Here is a 26581-nt window from a genome sequence, read left to right on the forward strand (position 1 = left end):
AGCTTATATGAAACTGCTTAAATTATCTTTAAGGACCCGTATTTTCATCTCCATGATATTATTGGTGCTGGGCGCCTCGATACTCATATTTGGAGTTACGGTCTATCAGTATAAGCTGGAAGCCGAAAATTATCACGAAGAAAGACTTGAAAGGAAGCAAAAGGCCATCCTTGAGAATATAAAATATGTTCTAAACCAGACCACTTATGTGGTGGAAACTGAAAATCTTGAACCTATTTTTAGCGGAAAGGATAAGATAGATGAGATGGCAGAGGTTCATGAAATGCAGATTCATATCTATGATCTGGAAGGTGAGCTTATCATAAAGTCTGACGAATCTTTCTTTAGAGATACCACCGAGACCAAACTCGATAAAAGCATCCTAAAGAAGCTGGAAGCCTCTCCCGATAAGAGGTACATGAACAGAACCGAAGTGAACGGTCAGAAATACCAGTCGGCATATACTTATATAACTGATAATAAATTTAAACCGCTGGCGATACTTTATTTACCGTATCTCCAGGATGACAGCCTGTTGAATCGTGACCTGAACAATTTTCTGATGCGGATGGCTGAGGTCTATTTATTCATGCTGGTCATAGCCATTATACTTTCATTTTTCCTTTCAAAATATATTACAAAATCACTCAAGATCGTTTCAGAAAAGATCAATCAGACGAGGCTGGACAAAAGGAATCAGAAGATAGAACTTTCCAATGCCACGGAAGAGATCTATGCCCTTGTTTCAGCTTATAACAGTATGATAGACGAACTGGAGGAAAGTGCGGTGAAACTGGCCACAAGCGAGCGGGAGCAGGCCTGGAGAGAAATGGCCAAACAGGTGGCTCACGAGATCAAGAATCCTTTGACGCCTATGAGATTAAGCGTACAGAGCTTTCAGCGCAATTTTGATAAGGATGATCCCGAAATTGAGCAAAAGGTTGATGAATACAGCAATACACTTATCAATCAGATAGATACCATGAGCTCTATCGCATCTGCATTTTCTAATTTTGCAAAGATGCCGGCACAACAGAATGAGACCCTTAACGTGCCTAAAATAGTGAAACTTGCTCTTGATATTTTCAATGAGCGATACATCGAATTCAAATGTGAAAAAGATGAAATCCTGGCAAAATTTGACAGGACGCAGTTGATACGTGTGGTGACCAACCTGGTAAAAAATGCGATCCAGGCACTTAAAGATGTGGAAGATCCACATATATTGGTGATGGTGGAGGAGGAAGAAGATTTGGTGCGTGTTTCGGTTTCAGATAATGGTTCAGGTATTTTAGATGAGAATAAAGACAAGGTCTTTGAACCTAAATTCACCACCAAATCCAGCGGAATGGGATTGGGCCTGGCTATGGTTAAAAATATAGTAGAGACCTACGGCGGATCAATTAGTTTTGTTTCAAAACAAAATAAAGGCACTATCTTTAATGTTAGATTTCCAAAATAAACCTTATGAGTTATAACAATATTTTAGAAGAGATTGAAGACAATATTTTAACCATTACGGTTAACAGGCCCAAAAAATTAAATGCACTAAACAGGGAGACCATACAGGAACTTCATAATGCATTCAAGCAGGCCAGGTCTAATGATGAAGTTAAGGTTATCATCCTGACAGGAAGCGGTGAAAAGGCCTTTGTTGCAGGAGCTGATATTAGTGAGTTTGCCGATTTTTCTCCTAAAGAAGGGAAACGCCTTGCTGCTGAAGGACAGGAAAAACTGTTCAGTTATGTGGCCAACTTCTCGAAGCCGGTGATAGCTGCGGTGAATGGTTTTGCGCTTGGAGGTGGACTTGAACTGGCCATGGCAGCTCACTTCAGAATAGCCAGTGATAATGCCAAAATGGGACTTCCGGAAGTTTCCCTTGGGGTGATCCCGGGATATGGAGGAACTCAAAGATTGCCGCAATTAGTAGGTAAAGGAAGAGCCATGGAAATGATCATGACCGCTGGTATGGTAGATGCTAACCAGGCCTTACAGTATAACCTGGTAAATCATGTTGTAGAACCAGATGAGTTATTAGAGTTTGCTGAAAGTATTGCGAATAAGATCATGAAGAACTCTATGGTAGCAATAGGTGCGGCAATTAAGGCTATAAATGCCAATTATGAATCTGGGGTGAATGGTTTTGAGACCGAAATTCAAGAGTTTGGTCGTTCGTTTGGCACCGAAGATTTTAAAGAGGGAACCTCTGCTTTTTTAAATAAGCGAAGGGCAGACTTCCCAGGGAAATAATTCAGATGAGAGACCGCTAATAATAGCGGTCTTTTTATATATTTTAATATGGAATAAATCCTTTAAAAAGGAAAAATTCCATATTTTTGCTTTTATGTCTGCTGAAGAATTTATAAAAGGTCGTGGAGCCCAGCTTAATGTAGCGAACCGTTTCAATGAACATAGCAATGAAATGAGGGATGATTTCCTTAATTATTGTGCGGCGGAAGGAGATGAAGCAACAGAATCCAGAACCACAATTATTGAAACTTTTCCCAGGACCATTGTTAACAAGGTTACCAGCCCCGATGTTGGACTTGAATATTCACTGAATCCTTATCAGGGATGTGAACATGGCTGTATCTATTGCTATGCAAGGAATTCACATGAATACTGGGGCTATAGTGCCGGGCTTGATTTTGAACAAAAGATTCTGGTTAAAAGAAATGCTGTAGAGTTGCTGGAACAGAAACTTAAAAGTAAAAGCTGGAAAGCGACTCCCATTGTTCTTTCAGGAAATACCGATTGTTACCAGCCTATAGAGAAAAAGCTTCAGATAACCAGAAGGCTGCTTCAGACTTTTCTAAAATACCGGCACCCAGTGGGAATGATCACGAAGAATGCCCTGGTACAGCGCGATATTGATATTCTAAAGGAACTTGCCGCCGATAATCTGGTACATGTGAATCTTTCAATTACCTCACTGCAGGAAGAAACAAGGAGGATACTGGAACCCCGAACAGCCAGTATTAAAAAAAGGCTTGACACCTTAGAAAAACTTTCTGCTGCAAATATTCCAGTAAGCGTTATGATGGCGCCTATAATTCCTTCAATAAACTCTCATGAGATAATGCCTCTGGTGAAGGAAATATCAGAAAGGGGAGCACTTGGGGTTGGTTACACGATTGTAAGACTCAACGGATCTATTGGCCAGATCTTTACCGACTGGATAAGAAAAGCCATGCCAGACAGGGCAGATAAAGTGCTTCATCAAATAGAGAGTGTGCATGGAGGAAGCTTGAATGATAGCCGGTTTGGAACCAGAATGAAGGGAGAAGGGGAATTTGCAACACAGGTTGCCCAGCAGTTCAAAATAGCAAGGAATTTGTATCTGAAAGACAGGGAAAGGCCTAAGCTTAACTGTAAATTACATGAAGAATATAAGGATGGCCAGATGAAGCTTTTTTAAGCTTCACCATTCCATTCCGCGTAGAACTGGTTTAGATACTCAACCATAAAGGCATGCCTGTCGGCTGCGATCCTTCTACCGGTTTCGGTATTCATTCTGTCTTTTAACAGCAATAACTTTTCATAAAAGTGATTTATGGTAGGAGCAGTGGAGGCTTTATATTCCTCTTTGGTCATATTGAGATTGGGTTCTATTTCCGGATCGTAAAGAGCCCGGCCTTTAAATCCTCCGTAATTGAAAGTTCTGGCGATACCAATAGCGCCCAGCGCATCCAGCCTGTCGGCATCCTGAACTATATCCAGCTCTATCGAAGAGAACTTTTGCTCAACATTTCCGCCTTTAAAAGATATATTTTTTATTATTTGTATCACATGCTGTATAACTTCATCAGAGACCTCCTGTGATCCCAGGAATTCTTCTGCCATTTTCGGACCCACGCTTTCATCTCCAGCATGGAATTTTGAATCGGCAATATCATGGAGCAGGGCTCCCAGTTCAACGATCAGCATATCGCACTTTTCACCTTTGGCGATGAGCCGCGAATTGTTAAGTACTCTTTGGATATGAAACCAGTCGTGCCCTCCTTCGGCATTTTTCAGATTTTCTTTTACAAAATGGATGGTGTTCTCTACAACCGCACTTTTTGACATAAATATTCTTTAGCGTATATCGGCAATAATTGTTCTTTCTACCTGGGCAGCCAGCCCAGCGGCATCATTGGAATTAACTGGAACAGGCTTATGGGTTTTTAAATGGACATGTACCCCAAGGTCTATGGGGAAATTCCCATGTTTAAAAAGCTTCCATGAGTTGTTTATGGTAATAGGAACCACGACGGCTTCCGGTAGTTTTTTAAAGAGCATCATCATCCCGTTGGTTCTGAATTCCTTTGGCTTTCCTGTCCTGCTTCGTGTACCTTCAGGAAAGATAACTGCAGAGCGCTTTGTTTTGCCCAGGTAATCGCCAAACTCACTCATCTTTAGCAGGGATTCTCTTCTATTCTTACGGTCTATCAGGACAGAGCCTCCATGGCGAAGGTTGAAGGAAATACTAGGGATCCCTTTCCCCAGTTCTTTCTTGCTTACAAATTTTGGATGATGTTTTCTGAAATACCAGATGATAGGAGGAATATCATACATTCCCTGATGGTTGGCCACGAAAATGCAGGTTTTGTCTATTGGAATATCATATTCATTCTCTATGGTAAAAGTTGTTCCGAGAATGTTCAGGCATCTCATAAGGAAGAAATTGAAGATATCCACACTTTTTTTGTGCGCTTCATATCCCCCCAGCTTTAGACTCAGCCACTGAATTGGATGAAAAATGAGCAGTGTAATGAAAAAGAAAATATAAAAGATGACCGATAGTGGATAGGAAAAGATTTTCTTCATTTTGGTTTTTAAAAAGTACAAATTTAGCTATTTCAAATTTGAAGCATAAAAAAAGCCACGCTAACTGCGTGGCTTGTTAAGCAATCCGTATCTGGATTAGCAAAACTCGTTATAGGCTCCCATAAGATTTTCGGCGATCATCTCAGCCGGGCGTCCCTCAATATGATGGCGCTCAAGCATATGAACAAGCTCACCGTCTTTAAATAGAGCCATGGAAGGAGAAGATGGAGGGAAAGGTACCATATAACCTCTCGCTTTATCTGTAGCCTCTTTATCTACTCCTGCAAATACAGTATATAAATTATCAGGTTTTTTAGCATTCTGAAGAGAAATTCTGGCTCCCGGACGTGCATTCGCTGCCGCACAACCACAAACCGAATTCACTACCACTAAAGTAGTCCCTTTAGCCTGCATAGCTCTTTCAACATCTTCTACGGTATGTAATTCTTCAAAACCAATGCTTGTAAGGTCTTTTCTCATTGGTTTAACCAATTCTGCTGGGTACATATATGCCTTGTTTTTGTATTAAACGTTTATGAATGACAAAGATACCAAATTAAGTTAAGGTGCACATATTTCAAATTTCTAATTACTATTAGCAGATAGGTTTGTTTTATAGCCGTGAAATCAGGATATAAGAGCATATATTTATATTTGAATATTGAAAATACTATCTTAGCGGCTAAAGAAAATTGCCGATGATCAAATGGCTGGCAGCAATTCTGGGATACATGTACTTCAGGTTTCCCGGAGCTATTCTCGGATTTATAATAGGATCTTTACTGGATAACTATATTCGTTCTTCCGGAGGGATTTTTAGTTCTCTTTTCGGGGAGCAGAAGCAAAGGGTTTCTCCGGGAGATTTTGAGCTGAATTTACTTTCTCTTTGTTCTATTGTAATCAAGGCAGACGGCCATGTCTCACAAACCGAACTGGATTATGTACGGTCTTATTTTGTTCAGGCTTATGGCAAGGAAAGAGCCAACGCCACTTTCAGAACCTTTAATGAGGTGGTTAAGAGCAGACAGGTTTCAGCAGCCAATGTGGCTCGCTACCTGGCGGCCAGGACGAGATATCCCACCAGGCTCCAGATTATTCACTTTTTATTCGGAATAGCCCAGGCCGATGGCAGGGTAAGCGATGCGGAAGCCGATGTGATAAAGGATATCGCCGGCTATTTGCAGATAGGTCATCGTGATTTCGAGAGTATCAAGGCCATGTTCTTTAAAAAGACCGATTCGGCCTATACTATTCTGGAAATAGACAAAAGTGCCACTGATGATGAAGTGAAGAAGGCCTTCAGGAAAATGGCCAAGAAATACCATCCCGATAAACTGGGCCATATGGATGAAGCCTATAGAAAGGGAGCCGAAGAGAAATTCAGGAAAGTCCAGGAGGCTTACGATGAAATTAAGAAGGAGAGAGAGGGTTATAAATAATTCTCTAGCCTTTTATCAATTCTTTCATCCTTTCGGAAGTCATATACTCAAAACTCCTTTTACGAATCCTGAATTTTTTATCCAGTACTAAAAGCGTGGGGAAAGAGACTTTTTTATTATCCCGACTTGCTAAGATCAGAGGAATCTGATGAATTCCATTTCGTTTAGTTTTTGCCTGTTCGTTGATGAAGGTCTGACCTTCAAATTCTATTGAATCCAGAGTTTCAGCATTCATTTTTACTGCATAGAAATCCTGGTTGACCTTAGATACGACTTCAGGGTTTTTAAAGGCGTTCCTGTCCATTTTCTTGCAATACACACACCAGTCAGTATAAAAATATACAAGTACGGGCTTATTTTCAATATTCAGCGAATCATCAAGCTCTTCAAAACTTATCCATTCGATCTCAGATTTTTGGGCTGTTAATCCCTGAAAGCAAAGGAGGAGCAATATGAAAAATATTCGTTTCATCATTTATAAGCTTTAATCATGAAGGTTTCCAAATTTGACACCGAAGAAAAAAGTACGGGGTCTAGATGGTCCATAGATATAATCTGAATCCCGTGTAGGGCCGGAATCAAAATCATTCTGATAAGAGTTGAACACATTCTGGACTCCCGTACTAAGATTTATATGAAAATTTTCGGTTATATCAATATGCTGTGTCAGTTTTAGGTTTACGTCTACGAATGATGGAGATTCCTTTAAATCAAGGAATCCATTAGCATTCACCACTTTTGGAATGCTCATTTCACCGGTATAAGTACCTGTAAAATCTGCAGAAAACCCTTTAAATGGAGAGGTGTTGATATTAAAATAGCCGTAAAGATCAGGATTCCTTACAAATTTAGTAACGATCACATCTTTCTCGGTTTCATCAGAAGCTTCGTAGAGCACCTGTCCTTCTTTATAGATAGATCTCTGGTATGTCCCGCCTAATTGAAATGTCAGTTTGGAAGAAGGGGAGACCCCAATTTCGAAATTTGTTCCGGTTACGTAAGCTCCGCTTCCGTTTCTTACTTCTTTCAGAATAGAACCATTAGGCAGACTTGCCCCTGTGCTCACCGTTGTAAATGGATTTTTAAGTTCAGTATAAAAGCCTTCCAGCAGGAAATCGGTTTGAAGCTTGTTTATACTTTTGGAATAATTGAACGAAGCGGTGTACGCATTGGAATATTCGGTTTCAAGATCATCGGAAAGGATCACGAACTGGGGTTCACCACCAACCGATGAAATATGAAGGTCCTCATTGAATGCCTGCGGAGCCCTGAAACCCCTTGCATAACCTCCCCTGAACTGTAATTCTTCGGTTATATCATATAACACGGTTAACCTGGGGCTTAATACGGTCTGCTCTATTTCAGATCTTCTCTCAACATTTTCTACACTATAGTCACCAAGAACATTAACATGATCCAGCCTGGTGCCAAGGAGAGCAGTGAATTTTTCAACTGGTTTCCATTCATATTGAGCAAATGCCGAGTAGGTGTTCACTTCCTGATCTATGAACCTACTGTACCCGGTAATGGCATCTTCCGTATTGCTGAGGTTATATTCTATCCCAGTGGTAAGCACATCATTGTTTTCAAAGTTTCTGGTAAACTGAAATCCTGAAAGGAACGCAACATCTTTGGTATTTCCATAGGCATTTGAAGCAGCGGTACTATCCTGGGCCGTTCTCCCGCCGCCAAGTCCACCATAATAGCTTTTCCGGTCGGTATGCTGACCGGATATATAAAAGGAGAAGTTATTATTCATTTCCCGGTTTGAAAGATCGTAGGTAAGTCCTCCAATTAGCGTATTATGATCCAACTCTTCAGTAATATCAGTCAAATGCGGAGCAAGTTCTAGTCTGTCGCCTCCTCTTCGGTATTCCTTAAGGGCTGTAAGATCAAGCGTGATCTTGCTTGTCTCATTGGGCTTCATAAATGCCTTTGCTCCAAGCGTGTTGTTTGTAAGTTCCGTGATCTCAGTAAAACCGTCACCATTGGCATCATAGGCAGCCCGGTCCCGGTTCATGCCATAGATGGTCACTCCGCTGTTAAGGTCTTCGGTAACAACAGATCCTGTTACATTCAGGGTCCTGTCTGGGATTTCACCATCTATCAGGGCCATGTTTCCGGAAACGTTCCAGGTATTCAGGACTGGTTCTTTTGTTATGATATTGACCGTTCCGGCAATCGCATTGGAGCCGAATAGTGCCGAGCCACCACTTCTAACAACCTCTACCCGGTCAAGAATGGAGGTTGGGATCTGTTCGAGTCCATAAACACTGTTCAGGGCACTAAAGACAGCACGGCTATTGATAAGAACCTGGGTATAGCTTCCATCGAGTCCGTTTAACCGAACCTGAGTAAAACCACAGTTCTGGCAATTGGTCTCAACACGAACACCCGGTTGAAAATTGAGAGTTTCAGCGACCGATACAGATTGGGTGGCATTGAAAAGTTTGGAATTTAGCACATTCACAATTACAGGCGCTTCCTTAAGATTAATGCGGTTCCGGGTTGCACTTACTACTACCTGGTCTAAACCCAATGCATCTTCTTCCAGATTTATAATAAGTTTTCTGTCGGTATATTCCTGAGGGTTTATGCTGATCCTTTTTGTCTTGAATCCAATTGCCTGGATAGTGAGCTCTGTTTTTTCAGCATCCAAAGCAATGTTGAAATTTCCGCTCATATCGGCACTGGTGCCTTTGCTGGTGCTTTGAACAAATATGTTGGCGAAGGGAACGGGCTTTTCATCTGCGTTTACTATTCCCGAAACTTCAATGTTCTGCGCACTCACGGCGGAAACAACCAGGCTCAAAACTATTCTAAGCAGATTCTTCATTAATTCAATTTTTGGCAAAGGTACAAAATAATTTAGGCTTACCTAAAAAATTGATTTATCAAATTAAAAAATGTATTTTTGTCGAAATAAAATATAAAATATGTTCAGTCTTTCTGAAGAAAACTACCTTAAGGCCATATTTCACCTGGAAACAGCTTATAAAAGCGGAGTAAGTACAAATGCTCTTGCCGAGGAGATGCAAACCAAAGCTTCCTCGGTTACCGATATGGTAAAAAGGCTTTCTGATAAAGATTTAGTTAATTATAAAAAATATCAGGGCGTAAAGCTTAGTAAGGCAGGTAAGAAGGCAGCTATCGAAGTGATACGCAAACACAGGTTATGGGAGGTTTTTCTGGTGGAGAAGCTTGGGTTCAACTGGGATGAGGTACACGAGGTGGCAGAACAGCTTGAACATATCAAATCTGAAAAGCTCACCAACGAGCTGGATAAATTTCTCGAATTTCCCAAAAGAGATCCTCATGGAGATCCAATTCCCGATGCCCAGGGTAACTTCAGTGTGGCAAATCGAGTCCTGTTGGCAGACCTCGCAATTGGAGAGACGGGTATCTGTGTTGGAGTAAAAGATTCTTCTGCCGAGTTTCTTCAGTATCTTGATAAGAACGATATCTCTTTGGGAAAGGAAATGGAGGTGATGGAAAAGGAAGATTTTGACAAGTCGATGCTTATCAAAATGGAAGGAAAAAAACTTATGATATCAAACCAGATATCGACCAATCTTTTTATTAAAACGGTATAAAAATGGACAATATATTAGAGTACTTTCAATCTATAGATCCTATTTTAGCAGCCTTTCTGGCTACATTATTCACATGGGGACTAACGGCCCTGGGGGCTTCACTGGTCTTTGTTTTTAAGGGAATGAACCGTGCCTTTTTTGACGGGATGCTAGGTTTTACTGGGGGTGTTATGGTCGCTGCCAGTTTCTGGAGTCTTCTTGCACCGGGTATTGAAATGAGTCCGGGAGATGGCTTTGTAAAGGTCGTTCCGGCTGTGATAGGTTTCGGACTTGGGGCACTGTTTATCTTCGGACTGGATAAAGTGCTGCCTCACCTGCACGTGAACTTTAAAATGAGCGAAAAGGAAGGGATTAAAACTCCCTGGCATAAATCTGTGTTATTAACACTCGCTATTACGCTTCACAATATTCCGGAAGGTCTTGCTGTAGGAGTTCTTTTTGGTGGAGTGAGTGCCGGCTTCGAAGGAGCCAGTATTGGCGGAGCGGTAGCTCTGGCGTTAGGAATAGGGCTCCAAAACTTCCCTGAAGGCCTTGCAGTTTCAATGCCCCTTAGGAGACAGGGCCTTAGCCGATGGAAGTGTTTTAACTATGGTCAGCTTTCGGCGATCGTTGAACCGGCTGCTGCGGTATTAGGTGCCTGGGCGGTGATGACCTTTCAGCCTATTTTGCCTTATGCACTTTGTTTTGCTGCCGGGGCCATGATATTCGTTGTAGTTGAAGAGGTGGTGCCCGAAGCTCAGCAGGGTAATTTTACCGATATTTCCACTATGGGCTTCATAGGTGGATTTATGGTGATGATGACCCTTGACGTCGGTCTTGGATAGGTAAGGGCTGTAACGGGCACGGGTTTTGATTGTTCATATATAAAAGAACCTTATGACCAGCCTAATTAGCCTTATCACAGCTTTATACTGCTATTGTTTCCCTGTTGCTGAAATTCAGGAGCAGCAGGCGATACCCGACAAATATTATTCTTCCCAACTCTGTAAAGGGGATCTTCTTTCATTTGAGAATAAAGCGATTCAGTTTAAAAAGGTGGTCAATGACTCCAGGTGTCCTAAAGGTAATGGGGTAACATGTATCTGGGCCGGTAATGTAAAAGTTTTGGTGGAATTCTTCGAAGATGGAAAATCACTGGGCACCGACATTATTACTGGTCATGATTTTGTTTTATCTGATAAATTGAAAGGAATGGATATTAACTTATCTGAATTTGAGGTCACTCCGTATCCTACCGCCGGTTATAAGATCCAGCAGGAAGAATATACTGTAAATATGGAGGTAAGGCTAAGGCTCGAAAAAGACTAATCCCCGCAATTACAATCGGAAACTATTCCACAGGCTCCGGTCTCTTTCTTTTTGCCTCCTAAAAATGAAGGTTTCCAGATAAATTTAGTGAAGAGATATCCGCTGGCTCCAAAGAAGGTGATGAATACTAATATTTCCTGTAAGATTTCCATGTTCTTTAAGTCGTTTTATATCAGATTTCTTACTATTTCAATAATTGAAATGCAATGAGGGCTACCACATAAGCAAAGCTACTCATTACAACAAGCTGTAAGAGTGGCCACTTCCAGGTATTTGTCTCACGTTTTACGATAGCTAGCGTACTCATGCATTGCATTGCAAAGGCATAAAATAACAGTAGGCTTACTCCACTGGCGAAAGTGAACAAAGGTCCGCCAAGTACTGGATTTGTTTCGGCAGCCATCCGGTTCTTGATCGTTTCTTCTTCATCACTACCAACACTGTAAATAGTTGCCAGGGTGCCAACAAACACTTCTCTTGCCGCAAAAGAACTAATGATGGCTATTCCTATTTTCCAGTCATATCCTAGTGGGGCCACTGCAGGTTCAATTCCTCTTCCCATAATACCTATATAGGAATTCTTCAGCTTATAGGAGGCGATTTCTTCCTCCAGTTCGCCCCGGGAAATATCACTTTCGGCATCATACCTTGAAGAGACTATCTCTTCGGCATTCTCGAAATTTTCTCCCGGCCCATAGCTGGCCAGAACCCAGAGGATCACAGAAATAGCGAGTATAATCTTCCCGGCTCCAAAAACGAAGGATTTGGTCTTTTCAACCACATTTATCCCTACATTCTTTGCCATTGGTACCTTATAATTAGGCATTTCTATCACGAAATAACTTTTGGTCCTTGTATTCATGATCTTGTTAAGCGCCCAGGCCGAAAAGATCGCCATTCCGAATCCGAGCAGATAAAGAACCATAAGGGTCAGGCCCTGTAAATTGAAACCAAAAAAGGCTTTATCAGGGATCACCAGTGCAATAATGATAAGATAAACGGGGAGCCTTGCAGAGCAGGTAGTAAAAGGAACTACCAGTATCGTAATAAGTCTTTCTTTCCAGTGTTCAATATTCCTGGTGGCCATTACCGCGGGAATCGCACAGGCCGTACCGGATACAAGGGGAACCACACTTTTTCCACTAAGACCAAAGCGTCTCATGATGCGGTCCATCAGAAATACCACGCGGCTCATATAACCCGATTCCTCTAATAGGGAAATGAAGAAGAAAAGAAACGCGATCTGCGGGATAAATATGGCGATTCCTCCAAGCCCCGGTATGATACCTTCTGAAATAAGGTTGGTAAAGGGGCCCGATGGCAGATTGTTTTTGGTAGTTTCACTAAGCGAGGCAAAAGCAGCATCGATCATATCCATCGGATAGCTGGACCAGCTGTAGATCGCCTGGAAAATTAGGAGCAGGATCCCAAAAAATATCATGTAGCCATATACTTTATGAGTAAGTATGCGGTCCAGTCTTGATCTGAGGTCTCTGGCTGCATTCTTGTCTACCGTCATGGTCTCCTTTAGTACCCCGTTAATGAACTGATATCTTAAAATAGTTTCCTTCTGCTGAAGCCTTTTAAGGTCGCTCTTGGATTTGGTGTTGAAATCGGTCTCGTTCTCAAGACCTGATCGGTCAATATTCCCGAAGTTCACGTCCTGTGTAATTACCAGCCATAGTTTATATAAAGACTGGTTTGGGAATGCTTTTCGCAGATTACCAAAATAGTCGGGGTCTATAATGGAAGCATTCACGCATGGATCTAAGGGAAGGTGCTTATAATTAAGGATCAGTTCCTTTAGATAATCTATTCCCATCCTTTTCCTGGCACTCACAAGAGCTACTTTCGTCTTGAGCCGTTCTTCCAGAAGTTCAACGTCCAGGCTAATTCCTTTCCGTTCCATCCGGTCGGCCATATTTACCACAAGAATAGTAGGAATACCAAGATCCTTTATCTGGGTAAAAAGGAGCAGATTCCTTTTTAAATTCTCTACATCGCTAACCACTACGGCTACATCGGGAAAATCCTTGTCATTTTTATTGAGCAGGAGTTCTATAACTACATTCTCGTCAAAAGAAGAAGCATTGAGACTATATGTGCCGGGAAGATCTATGATATGGGCTTTTATACCCCGCGGCAACTTACAGATCCCTTCCTTTTTTTCTACTGTGATACCAGGATAATTACCCACCTTTTGATTTAGGCCGGTGAGCTGGTTAAATACAGAGGTCTTTCCGGTATTGGGATTTCCGATTAAAGCAACATTAATTTGCTTAGCCATATTAGCCTATTAGTTCAATTTCTATTAATAGAGCGGTTTCCTTCCTTATAGCCAGATGGCTGCCGTTAATATTAAGATACATTGGGTCTTTAAAGGGGGCGGTTTGTACTAGCTCTACCTCGTTTCCGGGAAGGCAACCCATTTCAAGCAGCTTTAATGGAAGCATATCTGCGGGGAACTCCTTGATGATCCCTCGCTGGCCCCTTCTAAGATTGGCTACTGTTACCTTCACTTTTTATTTAGATTCATTTTAAACAAGGCAAAAGTAATGGAATTTAACCCAATACAAAAGTTAAAGAGGGAAAAAGTAGGCTTTAATTATATTCGGCTTTTAAAACCTCAAGATCGTGCATCAGGTCTTCTATTGCTTGAGGATTGGTGCCATCATAAAAGCCACGTATTTGCCTGTTTTTATCTACCAGGACAAAATTTTCGGTATGGATCATATCGTAAGGTCCTCCGTCACCCGTAGACTTGGTGGCCAGGTAAGATTTTCTGGCAAGATCATAGATTTGCTTTTTGTCACCCGTGACCAGGTTCCATTTTTCGTCAAGAACACCTTTTTCCACCGCGTACTTCTTTAATACGGGGACGCTGTCTGCTACCGGAAATACGGTATGAGAGAGTAAAAGTACTTCGTTATCATCCTTTATCTCCTTCTGGATCTTCAGCATATGGTCGGTCATTACGGGGCAGATGGTAAGGCAGGTGGTAAAGAAAAAATCGGCTATATATATTTTGTCTTTATAGAAATCCTGAGTAATGGTATCTCCGTTCTGGTTCACCAGTTTGAAATCAGCTATCTTATGATATTTTCTTACATATTGCACGGTGGAGTCAACCAGTTCGGCATTCACCATTTCGGGCTGATATACCGGCAGTCTTTCTTCCGGAACCTTTAAGGTATAAATTATATAAACGATTATTACCGAAAGGATAAAGAAAACTATGGCAAAGGTTTTGTAGCGTGCAAAGAACTTGAGCATAGAATTGATTTTGTGCAAAGTTATAGCCTGAGTCTCAAATAGTCGAATTCACTTTCCAAAAATTTCAGAAGGCTCAAGTTGAAATAATATAAACTTTTCTGGGAGCACATAAAAACTTACTTTTGTGCGATTTTAAATTTGAAGTTAACTAATGGATCCATTTTTAGTAAAAGCCATACAATTAATATTAAGCCTTTCTTTCTTAATCGTTTTGCACGAGCTAGGTCATTTCGTTCCGGCTAAGCTTTTTAAAACGAGGGTTGAAAAGTTCTTCCTCTTCTTTGATGTAAAGTTCGCTCTTTTCAAAAAGAAGATCGGTGACACAGTCTATGGGATTGGCTGGTTGCCACTTGGAGGATATGTGAAGATCTCAGGAATGATCGATGAAAGTATGGATAAGGAGCAAATGGCTGAACCCCCTAAGGAATGGGAGTTCAGAAGCAAACCGGCCTGGCAGCGACTAATAATAATGCTTGGTGGTGTAACCGTAAATCTTGTGCTTGGTTTCCTTATCTATATGATGATCATGTTCGTATGGGGGAAGGTTTATATTGGTCCAGATCAGATGCCTGAAGGTTTTGCAGTGGTTGATTCTTTTAAGGAATATGGTTTTGAAGATGGAGATAAGATCCTGAAGGTTAACGGAAAGGAATTTGAAAACAGCCTCGATATCAACAAGCATCTTTTTATGAGAGATGTAAGAACGATCACTGTTATTCATGAAAATGGTGAAGAAGAGACCATTACGATCCCTGAAGAAATCGGCGTAAAAATGTTCGAACAGGGGGTGATGCAGCCTTTTGTACCTATCAATTACCCGGTGCTTGATACAGTGGTGGAAAATATGGCTGCGGCAAAAGCCGGACTTAAAAAAGGTGACAGTATCATTTCTCTTAACAATACTGAAATTGGTTACTGGCATGAGATCGCTCCTATTTCAACCGAAAATAAACAGAAGGAGATCGAAGTGGTCTATAAAAGGAATGGGGAGATCCTGAGTACTACCGTAGAGCCTGATGAGGAAGGAAAATTAGGGATCGCACCGGTGACAGGCATAGAAATAAAAAGAAAGACCTTTGGATTTACAGAAAGTATTAGCAAAGGATTTGACTATGGATACTGGACGCTTAGAGATTATGTTTACCAGTTCAAATATGTATTTACCAAGAAGGGAGCCTCTCAGTTGGGCGGTTTTGGTGCTATTGGGGGATTGTTTCCCGATACCTGGAACTGGGCCGGCTTCTGGCATACCACAGCCTTGCTTTCTATTATTCTTGCTTTCATGAATATACTTCCAATCCCTGCACTCGATGGTGGGCATGTGATGTTCCTTCTTTATGAAATGGTGACTGGTAGAAAGCCTAACGATAAGTTCATGGAAATTGCACAAATGGTAGGCTTCTTTATCCTTATCGCACTGGTATTATATGCCAACGGAAATGATATATATCGCTGGTTGTTTGAATAGTAGAAAATCAATTAAAAATTTGATTGAAAAAAGTAAAAAAATCTTTTGACAGCATTTAAAAATTGATTTATATTTGCAACCGCTTTTAAAGCAAAACCTTCCTCAGTAGCTCAGTTGGTTAGAGCATCTGACTGTTAATCAGAGGGTCGTTGGTTCGAGCCCAACCTGAGGAGCCTTAAAAAACCCCACCAAACGGTGGGGTTTTTTAATTTAAATTTCTTCTCAGCAATTAATTCTTAACCTTAATAAAAGGTGAAGTCGATCCTCGGTTTATTTAAACTGTAAATGTTAATTCATACAATGTAATTGGTATCTATACGTTATTTTTAAGGTTGCCACAATTGCTTTCTTTTTATACACATATAAAACCGATAATTATGAAAACATATCGAATTTTAGGTGCAGTCTTATTCGCGTTTTTACTTCTCCAGGCATGTTCAGACGATGATGCAATACCTGAGCAAGAGCCCGATCTAAATGCTGTTGCTTTTTCAGCAGATACCCACGTAAGAACTGCTACATTGCCTCAAAACATCCTCGATTATATTACAGAGAACTACCCGGGATTAACCATTTATGAGGCTGAAATTGAAGATAACCAGAACTATGAAATCGAGCTTAGTAATGGAGTTGAACTGGTCTTTAATTCACAGGGAGAATTTCTGGGAATTGATAATGATGAAAATGAATTTGATGACGAAGAGATAGACCCTTCTGATCTTCCTCAGAATATTTTGGATTTTATAAGTACTTATTATCCCGGTATAAATATAGAAGAAGCTGAACTGGAAAATAACGGAAATTATGAGGTTGAACTAGATAACGATATTGAGCTTATTTTTGACGGGAATGGTAATTTCCTTGGACAGGCCCAGGATGAAAATGATGATGACCAGGGTGAGGATGAAGAAAATATAAACCCATCTGAACTACCCCAGGTGATTCTGGATTATATTGCTGAGAACTATCCAGATAATAGTATTATAGAAGCTGAAAAAGATGACGATGAATATGAGGTAACTCTTAACAATGGTGTGGAGCTGGAATTTGATCTTGAAGGGAATTTCCTCAGTGAAGAAGATGGGAATGGTGATGATGAGGACGATGATTAAGAGATCGGAGTTATTCTGAAGAGCAAATAAAAAAGCCTTTCGAGAAATCGTAAGGCTTTTTTATGCTTATAACACAGGAATAATAACTCCAAACTGCTTCATTATTTTCTTTTAGTTATATTTATTTTTTTGAAAAAACGTAGCCATAGAAAACTTTTTCATGATGCTGGAAAAGCAGGAGTAAGGTGGAGAACAGGAATAGATTTTTTCTTTGAAGAGAAAGTGAATGACAACTTCACCAATATTATTCTATTGATATTTATCATTTTATTTTAAACTTCAGCAGCATTTTTCGTTTTCAGGTAATTACTGTCTGGTGACAGATATAACGAACCTCACAATAAAGCCCCTAAATCTCTTAAATATATACAATGAAGCGAAGAAAATTTATCTCCATTAGTGGAATAGCAATCACATCTTCCGTATTGCCCGTAATGACCGCCCGCACCTTTAGCGATCTGGTAACCGGGAGTAGAGCAAAAACAGATCTTCCTCCTGCCCCTTTAAAGCCCACCTGGATCAATACAGAGTCCTTGCGCTTAGCCTGGTGTCATTTAAGCCCGCAGCATGCATCTGCAGATCCTGAAGCTGTATTTGACAGGCTGGTAAAGGCTGATTTCAACTGTATCATGAATACCGCTGTCGATGAAGGAGCCTACTATCCGTCCAATATTCCTTTTAATGAAGCCTGCACTGCACTTCCGGAGGGAGGCGATCTTTATGGAGGTATGGCTAAATTGGCTAAACAAAACAATATGAGGACTGGAGCACGTTTCGATTTCACACATCTAAGTAAAGAGGCACTGGAGGCTCACCCGGAATGGTTTATTCGCCATAAAGATGGCAGTACGGTAACTGATTCCGTGGGTCGAGCCAAACCCTGTCTGAACTCGAATTTTTATCCCACTCAGGGCGTAAGTATTATTACCGAAGTACTTGAGAAATATGAGCCGGATATAGTTTATATTAACTGGTTTTTAAACTTTGGCGGTCATGAAAAGATTTGCTATTGTGAGAGTTGTAAGAGCGATTTTCAGGAGAAATACGGAAGGCCTCTGCCTGATGAACCGGATGCAGAATTCGTCGAATTTATTGAAGAAGCAGCCGATAACACTTCAAGAAAGATTGCAAACGCTATTTATAAGAAGCGACCCGGAACGCTATATATAAATGCAGATGAGGATGATACCAGTCATGGTCATCATTTGGAAACCCATGCGGGTGATTGGATTTATTCCTCCAGTGAGCAAATCAACCGACAGCGAACTTCTTATCCTGACAGAGTGGGAATTGACCAGTGGTTTTCTTATTCTGGTGATCCTTCTGAATTTGATTCGAACTTAGTAGAAGAAATGAAGGTGCGTTATTATCAATTCGGAGCCCACGGTTCACCAGTTGCGTTTTGCACTCAAGGGACTTTATTAAACCCGTCACATCAGGTTGAGCTTGAAGAGGCAGCCCGGCTCAATGCATGGTATAAAGAAAATTCAGACCTTTTTGGCCTTCAGCTGAATCGCTCACGGGTATTGCTTCTATGCAGGCCTGAAACTTCTCCGCGGTCGAATCACACAAACAAAGGCATTTATGCCCTGATGACAGAATTACATATTCCTGTTGCTGTTTCAGAAAATCCGGATTCTCTGAAAAACGCATCACAGGATTATGATCTCGTAATCGTTATGCCAGGCGCCTTGATGGATGGTATTCAGGAATATGTTGAAAAAGGAGGTCGGGCATTATTTATCGATCAACCGCCACCATTTGGAATACCTTCTAATTTAGAATTAGAAGATAAGCCCGCCCATATCACACGTGATGTAGGGAACGGACAGATCTCGTATTTAGGACAATGGGATATTAGCGAGTATTATATGGGGGAGGCTCCAACGGCTGATATAGAAATGTTTTCCGATATTATGGAATCTCTGCTGGGGAATGATCGTCAGATCATTACAGATGCTCCACCCAGAGTTGAAATGGTTTTAATGTATCAGCCAGATCAGCAACGTTCACTACTACATCTGATTAATTGTTCAGGAAAAACACAAGCCGGATTCCGGAAACCTGAAATTTTTAAGGAAATCAATATTGACCTTGCAGGCGAATTTTCTTCGGCAAGAGCGAGAGTTTCAAAATCAGATCTGGATATATCAAAACGCAATGGAAGATTTACACTAAGCTTACCGGTGTTAAACGGATATGAAGTGATAGTACTAAGCTAAGAGCTTAAGCCTGACATAAATGTCGGGCTTTTTGTTTTTTGGAATTTTATGTATATCCATTATTTGCAATATTGAATAACAGTAAGTTTTTATTTAATATCTTCTCGAAAATTAAATTAAGACATTTTAATAACAGAAAATTGTAGTTATATATTAACCGTTTGGAAACATTCAGTTAACATTTGTTTTGTTTCTTTGCACCGCCAAAAACGGAATAAGTATCAATGATTTTTCCGTTTAGGACTCGATATTGTTTTTTAAAAAGAATAACATTTTCGGTACCAGGTGTTTGCGATAATATAAAATACTGGCCTTAAAATTTAAATTAAAATAATGGAAAATATCTATCTATTAATGTTAGTGGCATTGGTCGTTCTTGCAATTGCCGACCTTGTGGTTGGGGTTAGCAACGATGCTGTAAACTTCCTGAATTCTGCCATTGGTTCAAAGGCAATTTCATTTAAGACCATCATGATTGTCGCCAGTTTGGGGATATTTATAGGAGCGGTTTTCTCCAGTGGAATGATGGAGGTAGCCAGGAAAGGTATATTCATGCCGGGAGAGTTCTATTTTGATGAGATCATGATCATTTTTATGGCGGTCATGATCACCGATATACTCCTGCTCGACTTCTTTAATACCTTGGGGATGCCTACGTCTACCACGGTTTCAATCGTCTTTGAGCTTCTAGGTGCTGCTGTTGTGATGGCACTCATCAAGATCAGTATGAACGATACCGAGGTTTTTGGAGACGTGCTGAACTATATAAATACTGAAAAGGCTACGCAGATTATTAGTGGGATATTTCTTTCTGTTTTCATCGCGTTTACTGTGGGAGCTATTATCCAGTGGCTCTCCCGACTTATATTCACCTTTGAATATGAAAAAAAGATAAAGAATTTTGGAGCTTTCTTCGGAGGTTTTTGTTTGACCGCTATTGGCTATTTTATAGTATTCAAAGGTCTTAAAGGGACTCCTTATTACGGGGATTTTAAAGATGTGCTTGAAAGTCAGGCTGTGCTTATCATAATAATTAGTTATGTGTTCTGGACCCTGTTTTCGTTTGCCTATACCAAAATGACTAAAAAGAGTGTACTGCCGGTTGTAATAGCCATAGGTACTTTTGGTCTGGCTCTTGCTTTTTCAGGTAACGACCTTGTAAACTTTATCGGGGTGCCAATGGCCGCGTACCATTCATTCCTGGCCTGGTCGGCTTCAGGGGAGGCTGCCACGACTTTCTCAATGGAAGTTCTTCAGAGCAAGGTGCCTGCACAACCGTATCTTCTGTTTATCGCGGGTGGTATCATGGTGGTTACCTTGTGGCTTTCTAAAAAGGCAAGGAGCGTTGCCGAAACAGAGATTGGTCTTTCCAGACAGGGCTATGGATCTGAAAAATTCGATCCTAATATTCTATCAAGAAGTGTGGTTAAGGGTAGCACCAAACTTTTTTCAGCAATAAAAACGATCATTCCAGTGAGGGCTCAGAGAAAGATGAGCAGAAGCTTCTCCAAACCCGAAGAAGACGATTCATATATTAATTATGAAGACAAGCCTGCGTTTGATATGATTAGGGCGTCTATCAACCTAACGGTTGCCGGAGTCTTAATTTCTATCGCTACTTCATACAAATTACCTCTTTCTACCACCTATGTAACTTTTATGGTGGCGATGGGAACTTCATTAGCCGACAGGGCCTGGGGACGTGAAAGTGCGGTTTACAGGGTAGCCGGGGTTCTTAATGTGATCGGAGGATGGTTCTTTACGGCCTTTAGTGCCTTTGCTGCAGCCGGTATCCTAACATATATCATTTTCCTTGGTAGAGGAACTGCTATTGCCATTTTACTTCTTGTAGCGATCGGATTGCTGGTAAGAAACTATCTTTCTCATAAAAAGAAACAGGAGGCTAAAACCAGCACCTCAGGACTGCAAAAGTCTGAAAGCAGTACTGTGCAGGGGATCATTGCCGAAAGTGCCAATAATATTTCCAATGTGATAACCAGAACGAACAAGATTTATACAGATGTACTTCAGGGCTTGGCACTGCAAGAGAAGAAGCAGCTTAAGAAGAGCAAGAAAGGAGTGGAAAAATTAGATGCTGAAATTGAGGAATTAAGAGATCATATTTTCTTCTTCATTAAAAGGCTGGATGAAAAAAGTGTTAGGGGAAGTAGTTTTTATATAACGATACTGGGATATCTTACCGATATAGCACAGAGTCTCGAATTTATATCCAAGAAAAGCTACAAACATGTCAACAACAATCATAAACCCTTAAGATATAGTCAGATAAACGATCTGAAAGAGGTGGACGATAACCTGGCGAAACTACTTAAGGAAATTGAAGAGGTATTTAATGCTCGTAAGTTTGACAGGATAGATATAATTATGGCGCATAAGGAACAGACTATGGCATTGCTTTCAGACAAAATTGATAAGCAGGTGTCCAGGACTCGTACCGAGGAGTCAAGTCCGAAGAACACTACTCTCTATTTTAGCTTATTGCTGGAAACCAAGGATCTGGTGAACAGTATAATGAAGCTGATGGAAGAGTACAATACCAGCTTTAAAAAGAAATAGATTTTAAACTATATACTTAAAAAGGCCGCGATGAGCGGTCTTTTTTAATTTAAATGAAATCTATTTCAAAATTTAAGTTTCTGGGATAAAAGCATTGTTTGTTATTGCAGGCTTGATAAACTACTTCTCCTGTGAGTTGTTTAGTTAAAGACCGGCTTTTATCATTTACTTTAATGAGCACCCTGATCCTAAAGTCATTGCTCCAAACTTTATGCTCAATAGTGTCCAGAAAAATGCTTTTTTCTTCCAGAGGAAGAATTTCATATCCTGTTATTTCATAGAGTTTATTTTTCTGAAAGGTTACCTGTGTAGGAATTATATTTTCAGGCACTCCTTTTTCTGCCTGAATATAATATCCATCCAGTATTTTGAAGGGAAGACTTATTTCATACTGATTATTACCGGTTTTTACTCCTGTATCTTCAGCCTGAAAGATCACAAACTCATCCTGAACTGGAAGAAAGGAGAATATTAAGATTAATAAAAGAGGTCTAAAGCAGTTCATCAAGTCGCTTTTTAAGTTCAACCAGTTCTGCATCAAAATTCTTTGAATCAAGAAGGGACATGAACCTGATCTTCCCTTCCTTATCAATGATAAGATTGGAAGCCAGCATTACTTCATCCCGGGATAGGTCAGGAAGCACATCTTTAGGAGCGAAACTGGCTGCGACCTTCCCGTCGGGATCCAGGAGAATGGGGAAGCTTAGAGCATGCTTTTCCTTAAGCTGGCTCTTAACAAGATCCTTAGGTTCTTTAACGTCAATTATTAAAACTTCTACATTCTTATCCTTATAATCCTGATATAGCTTTTCAAGATGAGGTGCTTCTGCATTGCAGAAGGGACACCAGGTGGTCGCGATATGCAGAACCAGGTTCTTTCCTTTATAATCACTAAGGCTTATAGTTTCACCTTCCAGACTTTGCAGTGTAAATTCAGGTGCTTTCCTTTCGGTCGTAAGATTGTCTTCTTCTTGCGCCAGAACCGGTATGCTCATGAAAGAAACGATAAAAAAGAAGATGAATGATTGAAAATATGACTTCTTCGATTTTCTAATTTTTTCCATAACCCGCATTTTTAAATTGTTTCTATAATAATTAAAAAACTGATATACAGCAATTTATAAATTTAATGCTTAATTCTGCAACAGGGAAGCAATTGGTTAAAATAAGTTTAACTCAAGGCTTTTAACCGGATTTTGGCTATATTTTATAGACTTATTAAAATCATACGCTATGAGAACCTTGCTTCAAAACATTACACTGGAAGTACAAAAAGGAGATATTGCCGCTCAGCGGGACGTAGAGGCTGTGGTAAATGCTGCGAATGCGGAACTAGCACCCGGAGGAGGGGTGGCGGGAGCGATCCATAGCAAAGCCGGCCCGGATCTCTATAAGGAATGTAAGCCACTGGCACCAATTGCTCCGGGAGAGGCGGTAATTACAGGAGCCTATGGTCTGCCTAATAATTATGTTATTCATTGTCTGGGTCCGGTTTACGGAGAGGATAAGCCCGAAGATGAGCTGCTGGCTTCGTGTTACAGGAATTGCCTAAAACTGGCTGAGGAAAAATCGCTTGAATCTATCGGATTTCCTGGTATTTCCACAGGGATATTCGGATATCCCAAAGGGGAAGCGGTAAAAGTGGTCTTTGATACGGTCTTATCTGAGTTACCTGGGTTAAAGCATTTGAAAAAGATTAAATTTGTGGTATTCGGCGATAAAGACCTTCAGCTTTATGAATCAAAACTGAGAGAGATCGCTCCCGACTAATAAATCTTACCTTTTAATGGAAAAATTCACTGCTACTTATACAGATCAGTATCAACTTGCAATGGCGCAGGTATATTTTGAAAAAGGTCATAAGGAACACGACGCTGTTTTCGATTATTTCTTTCGGAAATTACCCTTCGATGGTGGTTATGCCATATTCGCGGGACTCGAAAACCTTCTTGAGGTGGTTTCAAATCTTAGTTTCAGTGGGGATGACCTTGATTATCTGAAAAAACAGGGATTTAAGGATGACTTTCTTCAGTATCTCAGGAACTTTAAGTTTCGGGGAAATATCTTTTCATGTACTGAAGGAGATGTGGTGTTTCCTACAAGACCCATACTTCAGGTAGAAGCTAATATCATCGAGGCCCAGATCATTGAAACCATGCTTTTGAATCTTCTGAATTTCCAGACACTTATCGCTACCAAGGCGAGTAGAATAAGGCTGGTGGCTGGAGACGCCAAACTTCTGGATTTCGGACTGCGAAGAGCACAGGCTACAGGAGGTTACTTTGCAACCAGGGCTGCAATGGTAGGAGGATTTGACGGCACCAGTAATGTATTGGCTGCTAGAGAATTTGGGATCCCTGCTTCCGGAACCATGGCACATTCCTTTATTCAGAGTTATGATGATGAGCTGGAAGCTTTCAGGGATTTTGCCGAGGGCCGTCCAAAAGATTGTGTCTTGTTGGTGGATACTTATAATACTCTTAAAAGTGGACTTCCAAATGCGATAAAAGTAGCCAGGGAAATGGAATCCCGTGGGCATAAATTGCTGGGCATAAGACTTGATAGTGGTGATTTATCCTATTTTGCCAAGCAGAGCCGGAAGATGCTGGATGAAGCTGGATTGGAATATGTAAAGATCGCAGCCTCCAATCAGCTCGACGAAAATGTGATTAAAAGTCTGCTGGAGCAACAGGCTCCCATTGATGTTTTTGGGGTAGGAACAAATCTGGTAACCGGCGATCCTGATGGTGCTCTGGATGGGGTATATAAACTTTCATGGTCTAATGGAAAACCACGTATTAAGATTTCGGAAAGTATCGTGAAGGTAACGCTTCCACATAAAAAGCAGGTTTTCAGGATCAAGGATAAAAAAGGAAAATGTATTGGGGCTGATGCCGTTGCACTGCGGGATCAGGAACGAGTGGAAGAGATGTTTCATCCTTTTGAACCCTATAAATCCATGAAACTTTCAGAATTCGAGCAGGAAGCCTTGCTAAAGAAAGTGATGGAAAACGGAAAGGTTTTGATCGAAAAAAGACCACTGGATGAGATCGCCGATTATAGTTTAAGACGTTTAGCTGAACTACCCATAGAATATAAGCGATTTAATAATCCGCATATTTATAAGATAGGGATAAGTACGAAACTTAGGGAAGAAAGGGAAAAACTGATTAGCTCCTATAAAAAATCATCTAAATGAAAACACTTATTTTAATTGATGTACAGAACGATTTTATGCCCGGAGGGGCTTTAGCCGTTCCGGAGGGGGATGAAATCGTTGCTTTGATAAATGAGCTTCAGTCAGAATTTGATCTCGTTATTGCTACTCAGGACTGGCATCCTGCAGGCCATGCAAGCTTTGCTTCCAGTCATGAAGCCGGGAAGGAGTTTGCGGTTATAAAGCTGGATGGCCTGGACCAGGTGCTATGGCCAGATCATTGTGTGCAAAATACTGAAGGAGCCATGTTTCACCCTGATCTGAAAACCTCCCGTATAGAAGCTATTTTCAGGAAGGGAACAGACCCGAAAATAGATAGTTACAGCGGCTTTTATGATAATGCCCATTTAAAATCTACCGGACTGGCCGGATACCTAAGGGAAAAGGGAGCATCAGAACTCTATTTCGCCGGGCTCGCTGCAGATTATTGTGTTTATTTCTCTATTAAGGATGCGCTTAATGAAGGTTTTGATTGTTGGCTGATAGAAGATGCTACCAGAGCCTTAAACCAGGAAGAATTTGAAAAAGCCAGGATCGATATTTTAAGAAAGGGAGGAAAAGTGATAAGATCGGCGGACTTGGAATTTTAGAAATTCAGGTAGTAAACATAGCCAACAGTTACCCATAGTACAAAATCATTGAATTTGTTCTGGGGACCCTGTACATCAAGCCCGTCAAGGCGATCGGTATCATAATAATGGGCCCTTGCTTCCACCATCAGGTCATTATATCTCCCAAGCCTGTATCTCACTCCACCACTTCCCACGATGGCGAATGTATGACCGCCTTCCAGAAATATGCCATCTTCAAAAGTTGGAAATAAAACCTTGGGGCTATCCAGGGGACCCAGATCTGAATAGGCATGAGGGTCGTAATAGACATAATGCAGGCCAAGACTTATATACGGCGCAAACAGTACAGCGAAGTCACGGGCTTCCTTTATTCCGAATAAATGATACTCCAGCGCCAATCCACCCTGGAAAAGCTGAGTTCTACCGTGCATGGCGCTGAGTAGCCTTCCGCTTTCGCCACCTCCCTGTGCGACCGGACCAAAGTGATCAAGTTTGGAGCGCATATAATCTATCTCGCTTCTTATCCTGAAATGTTTGGTAAAGAAAAGTTTCGTGGGCCTGCAACTACATTCAGGTTTAAAAGCGAAGTTCATATAATGTACGAGCCCCACCCCAAAACCTTCGTTTTCCAGGTTGTTACGAATGTTCCAGCGCTCGCCATAATCGGTAAAGAAGCCTGCCGGACCCGTAAGAACACCTATTTCGTGAGAGATCCTCAACTGGCCAAAAACCTTCCCCGACCAAAGCGTGAGAAACAAACCAAAGAATAAGATTGTTCGGGATTTAATCATGAGATCAGGCTTGGCGTGATAGCAAATATAACAAAATACCTTAACGAAAAATTAAATGTAATTGGTATAAGCAGGACCTCTAAATACAAAAGTTAATTTTATATCAAATAGAAAAATGAATCCGCTAATCATTAAAGAATATTTATATTTGCTATGCGAATTGGACGTGATTTTTATAATTTAATAACAGCGCCAGTCAT

At 40.8% G+C, this 26581-nt stretch carries 26 protein-coding genes and 1 tRNA gene; 15 read left to right on the forward strand and 12 right to left on the reverse strand.

Annotated features, from left to right (window positions below; all coding sequences use genetic code 11):
• Nucleotides 1–7 precede the first annotated feature (7 nt).
• The 3 genes from EZJ28_RS08700 (at nucleotide 8) to EZJ28_RS08710 (ending at nucleotide 3418) form a co-directional block, all read left to right on the forward strand.
• Nucleotides 8–1462: a PAS domain-containing sensor histidine kinase gene (locus EZJ28_RS08700; protein ID WP_131396927.1), complete on the forward strand. Its 1455-nt coding sequence runs from the start codon at nucleotides 8–10 to the stop codon at nucleotides 1460–1462.
• Nucleotides 1463–1467: 5 nt separating this feature from the next.
• Nucleotides 1468–2250 (forward strand): enoyl-CoA hydratase/isomerase family protein, encoded by a 783-nt coding sequence (locus tag EZJ28_RS08705; protein ID WP_131396929.1) that lies wholly within the window; start codon nucleotides 1468–1470, stop codon nucleotides 2248–2250.
• A gap of 94 nt (nucleotides 2251–2344) precedes the next feature.
• Nucleotides 2345–3418, forward strand: a complete 1074-nt coding sequence (locus EZJ28_RS08710; protein ID WP_131396931.1) for a PA0069 family radical SAM protein — start codon at nucleotides 2345–2347, stop codon at nucleotides 3416–3418.
• On the opposite strand, the gene EZJ28_RS08715 is transcribed toward EZJ28_RS08710, so the two are convergent.
• The 3 genes from EZJ28_RS08715 to EZJ28_RS08725 all read right to left on the reverse strand — a co-directional run bounded on the left by EZJ28_RS08715 (nucleotide 3415) and on the right by EZJ28_RS08725 (nucleotide 5316).
• Nucleotides 3415–4068: an HD domain-containing protein gene (locus EZJ28_RS08715; RefSeq protein ID WP_131396933.1), complete on the reverse strand. Its 654-nt coding sequence runs from the start codon at nucleotides 4066–4068 to the stop codon at nucleotides 3415–3417. The two genes, EZJ28_RS08710 and EZJ28_RS08715, sit on opposite strands and share 4 nt — an antisense overlap.
• Nucleotides 4069–4077: 9 nt before the next feature.
• Complete coding sequence (locus EZJ28_RS08720; protein WP_131396935.1) at nucleotides 4078–4809, reverse strand: 1-acyl-sn-glycerol-3-phosphate acyltransferase; 732 nt, start codon at nucleotides 4807–4809, stop codon at nucleotides 4078–4080.
• 96 nt (nucleotides 4810–4905) lie between these two features.
• Nucleotides 4906–5316: a BrxA/BrxB family bacilliredoxin gene (locus EZJ28_RS08725; protein ID WP_131396937.1), complete on the reverse strand. Its 411-nt coding sequence runs from the start codon at nucleotides 5314–5316 to the stop codon at nucleotides 4906–4908.
• Between the two features lie 191 nt (nucleotides 5317–5507).
• Here EZJ28_RS08725 and EZJ28_RS08730 point away from each other — a divergent pair, with 191 nt between their 5' ends.
• The gene (locus EZJ28_RS08730; protein WP_131396939.1) at nucleotides 5508–6248 is read left to right on the forward strand and encodes a TerB family tellurite resistance protein; all 741 of its coding nucleotides are present in this window, start codon (nucleotides 5508–5510) and stop codon (nucleotides 6246–6248) included.
• Nucleotides 6249–6252: 4 nt separating this feature from the next.
• Here EZJ28_RS08730 and EZJ28_RS08735 read toward each other — a convergent pair whose 3' ends face one another.
• On the reverse strand, nucleotides 6253–6723 hold the full coding sequence (locus EZJ28_RS08735; RefSeq protein ID WP_242670095.1) for a thioredoxin fold domain-containing protein: 471 nt from the start codon (nucleotides 6721–6723) through the stop codon (nucleotides 6253–6255).
• A 9-nt stretch (nucleotides 6724–6732) separates the two neighbouring features.
• Nucleotides 6733–9084, reverse strand: a complete 2352-nt coding sequence (locus EZJ28_RS08740; protein WP_131396942.1) for a TonB-dependent receptor — start codon at nucleotides 9082–9084, stop codon at nucleotides 6733–6735.
• Between the two features lie 100 nt (nucleotides 9085–9184).
• On the opposite strand from EZJ28_RS08740, the gene EZJ28_RS08745 reads away from it, so the two are divergent.
• Genes EZJ28_RS08745 through EZJ28_RS08755 form a run of 3 tightly spaced genes read left to right on the forward strand, consistent with a single transcriptional unit; the run spans nucleotide 9185 to nucleotide 11149 of the window.
• Nucleotides 9185–9841: a metal-dependent transcriptional regulator gene (locus tag EZJ28_RS08745; protein ID WP_131396944.1), complete on the forward strand. Its 657-nt coding sequence runs from the start codon at nucleotides 9185–9187 to the stop codon at nucleotides 9839–9841.
• Nucleotides 9842–9843: 2 nt separating this feature from the next.
• On the forward strand, nucleotides 9844–10665 hold the full coding sequence (locus tag EZJ28_RS08750) for a ZIP family metal transporter (protein ID WP_131396946.1): 822 nt from the start codon (nucleotides 9844–9846) through the stop codon (nucleotides 10663–10665).
• Nucleotides 10666–10717: 52 nt separating this feature from the next.
• A complete protein-coding gene (locus EZJ28_RS08755; protein WP_131396948.1) occupies nucleotides 10718–11149 on the forward strand; it encodes a hypothetical protein in 432 nt (143 codons plus the stop codon).
• On the opposite strand, the gene EZJ28_RS16000 is transcribed toward EZJ28_RS08755, so the two are convergent.
• From EZJ28_RS16000 to EZJ28_RS08770, 4 genes are all read right to left on the reverse strand, one after another.
• On the reverse strand, nucleotides 11146–11301 hold the full coding sequence (locus tag EZJ28_RS16000; protein ID WP_165499054.1) for a hypothetical protein: 156 nt from the start codon (nucleotides 11299–11301) through the stop codon (nucleotides 11146–11148). The genes EZJ28_RS08755 and EZJ28_RS16000 overlap by 4 nt on opposite strands.
• Before the next feature lie 32 nt (nucleotides 11302–11333).
• On the reverse strand, nucleotides 11334–13436 hold the full coding sequence (gene feoB, locus EZJ28_RS08760; RefSeq protein ID WP_131396953.1) for a ferrous iron transport protein B: 2103 nt from the start codon (nucleotides 13434–13436) through the stop codon (nucleotides 11334–11336).
• Between the two features lies 1 nt (nucleotide 13437).
• Nucleotides 13438–13668, reverse strand: a complete 231-nt coding sequence (locus EZJ28_RS08765) for a FeoA family protein (RefSeq protein WP_131396955.1) — start codon at nucleotides 13666–13668, stop codon at nucleotides 13438–13440.
• 82 nt (nucleotides 13669–13750) lie between these two features.
• Nucleotides 13751–14422, reverse strand: a complete 672-nt coding sequence (locus EZJ28_RS08770; protein WP_131396957.1) for an SCO family protein — start codon at nucleotides 14420–14422, stop codon at nucleotides 13751–13753.
• Between the two features lie 151 nt (nucleotides 14423–14573).
• Between EZJ28_RS08770 and rseP the strand changes: the two genes are divergently transcribed.
• The 5 genes from rseP (at nucleotide 14574) to EZJ28_RS08795 (ending at nucleotide 21801) form a co-directional block, all read left to right on the forward strand.
• Nucleotides 14574–15890: an RIP metalloprotease RseP gene (gene rseP / locus EZJ28_RS08775; protein WP_131396959.1), complete on the forward strand. Its 1317-nt coding sequence runs from the start codon at nucleotides 14574–14576 to the stop codon at nucleotides 15888–15890.
• A 99-nt stretch (nucleotides 15891–15989) separates the two neighbouring features.
• Nucleotides 15990–16063, forward strand: a tRNA-Asn gene (locus tag EZJ28_RS08780).
• A 204-nt stretch (nucleotides 16064–16267) separates the two neighbouring features.
• On the forward strand, nucleotides 16268–17002 hold the full coding sequence (locus EZJ28_RS08785) for a PepSY-like domain-containing protein (protein WP_131396961.1): 735 nt from the start codon (nucleotides 16268–16270) through the stop codon (nucleotides 17000–17002).
• 371 nt (nucleotides 17003–17373) lie between these two features.
• Entirely contained in the window at nucleotides 17374–19224 is a 1851-nt protein-coding gene (locus EZJ28_RS08790) for a beta-galactosidase (RefSeq protein WP_131396963.1), read from the forward strand.
• 333 nt (nucleotides 19225–19557) lie between these two features.
• Entirely contained in the window at nucleotides 19558–21801 is a 2244-nt protein-coding gene (locus tag EZJ28_RS08795; protein WP_131396967.1) for an inorganic phosphate transporter, read from the forward strand.
• 49 nt (nucleotides 21802–21850) lie between these two features.
• On the opposite strand, the gene EZJ28_RS08800 is transcribed toward EZJ28_RS08795, so the two are convergent.
• Together EZJ28_RS08800 and EZJ28_RS08805 are read right to left on the reverse strand one after the other, a co-directional pair.
• Nucleotides 21851–22306, reverse strand: coding sequence for a hypothetical protein (locus EZJ28_RS08800; protein WP_131396969.1), 456 nt, complete (start codon nucleotides 22304–22306; stop codon nucleotides 21851–21853).
• Entirely contained in the window at nucleotides 22293–22865 is a 573-nt protein-coding gene (locus EZJ28_RS08805; protein ID WP_165499055.1) for a peroxiredoxin, read from the reverse strand. The genes EZJ28_RS08800 and EZJ28_RS08805 overlap by 14 nt, the downstream gene beginning before the upstream one ends.
• Nucleotides 22866–23034: 169 nt before the next feature.
• On the opposite strand from EZJ28_RS08805, the gene EZJ28_RS08810 reads away from it, so the two are divergent.
• The 3 genes from EZJ28_RS08810 to pncA are packed head-to-tail and all read left to right on the forward strand — an operon-like array spanning nucleotide 23035 to nucleotide 25608.
• On the forward strand, nucleotides 23035–23571 hold the full coding sequence (locus EZJ28_RS08810; protein ID WP_131396973.1) for a macro domain-containing protein: 537 nt from the start codon (nucleotides 23035–23037) through the stop codon (nucleotides 23569–23571).
• Nucleotides 23572–23587: 16 nt separating this feature from the next.
• On the forward strand, nucleotides 23588–25000 hold the full coding sequence (locus EZJ28_RS08815) for a nicotinate phosphoribosyltransferase (protein WP_131396976.1): 1413 nt from the start codon (nucleotides 23588–23590) through the stop codon (nucleotides 24998–25000).
• Nucleotides 24997–25608, forward strand: a complete 612-nt coding sequence (gene pncA, locus EZJ28_RS08820) for a bifunctional nicotinamidase/pyrazinamidase (RefSeq protein ID WP_131396978.1) — start codon at nucleotides 24997–24999, stop codon at nucleotides 25606–25608. Before EZJ28_RS08815 ends, pncA begins: the two co-directional genes overlap by 4 nt.
• Here pncA and EZJ28_RS08825 read toward each other — a convergent pair.
• The gene (locus EZJ28_RS08825; protein WP_131396980.1) at nucleotides 25605–26381 is read right to left on the reverse strand and encodes a glutamate dehydrogenase; all 777 of its coding nucleotides are present in this window, start codon (nucleotides 26379–26381) and stop codon (nucleotides 25605–25607) included. The two genes, pncA and EZJ28_RS08825, sit on opposite strands and share 4 nt — an antisense overlap.
• Between the last annotated feature and the right edge of the window lie 200 nt (nucleotides 26382–26581).

The organism is Gramella sp. KN1008 (assembly GCF_004332155.1).
In the GTDB taxonomy this organism is placed as follows: domain Bacteria; phylum Bacteroidota; class Bacteroidia; order Flavobacteriales; family Flavobacteriaceae; genus Christiangramia.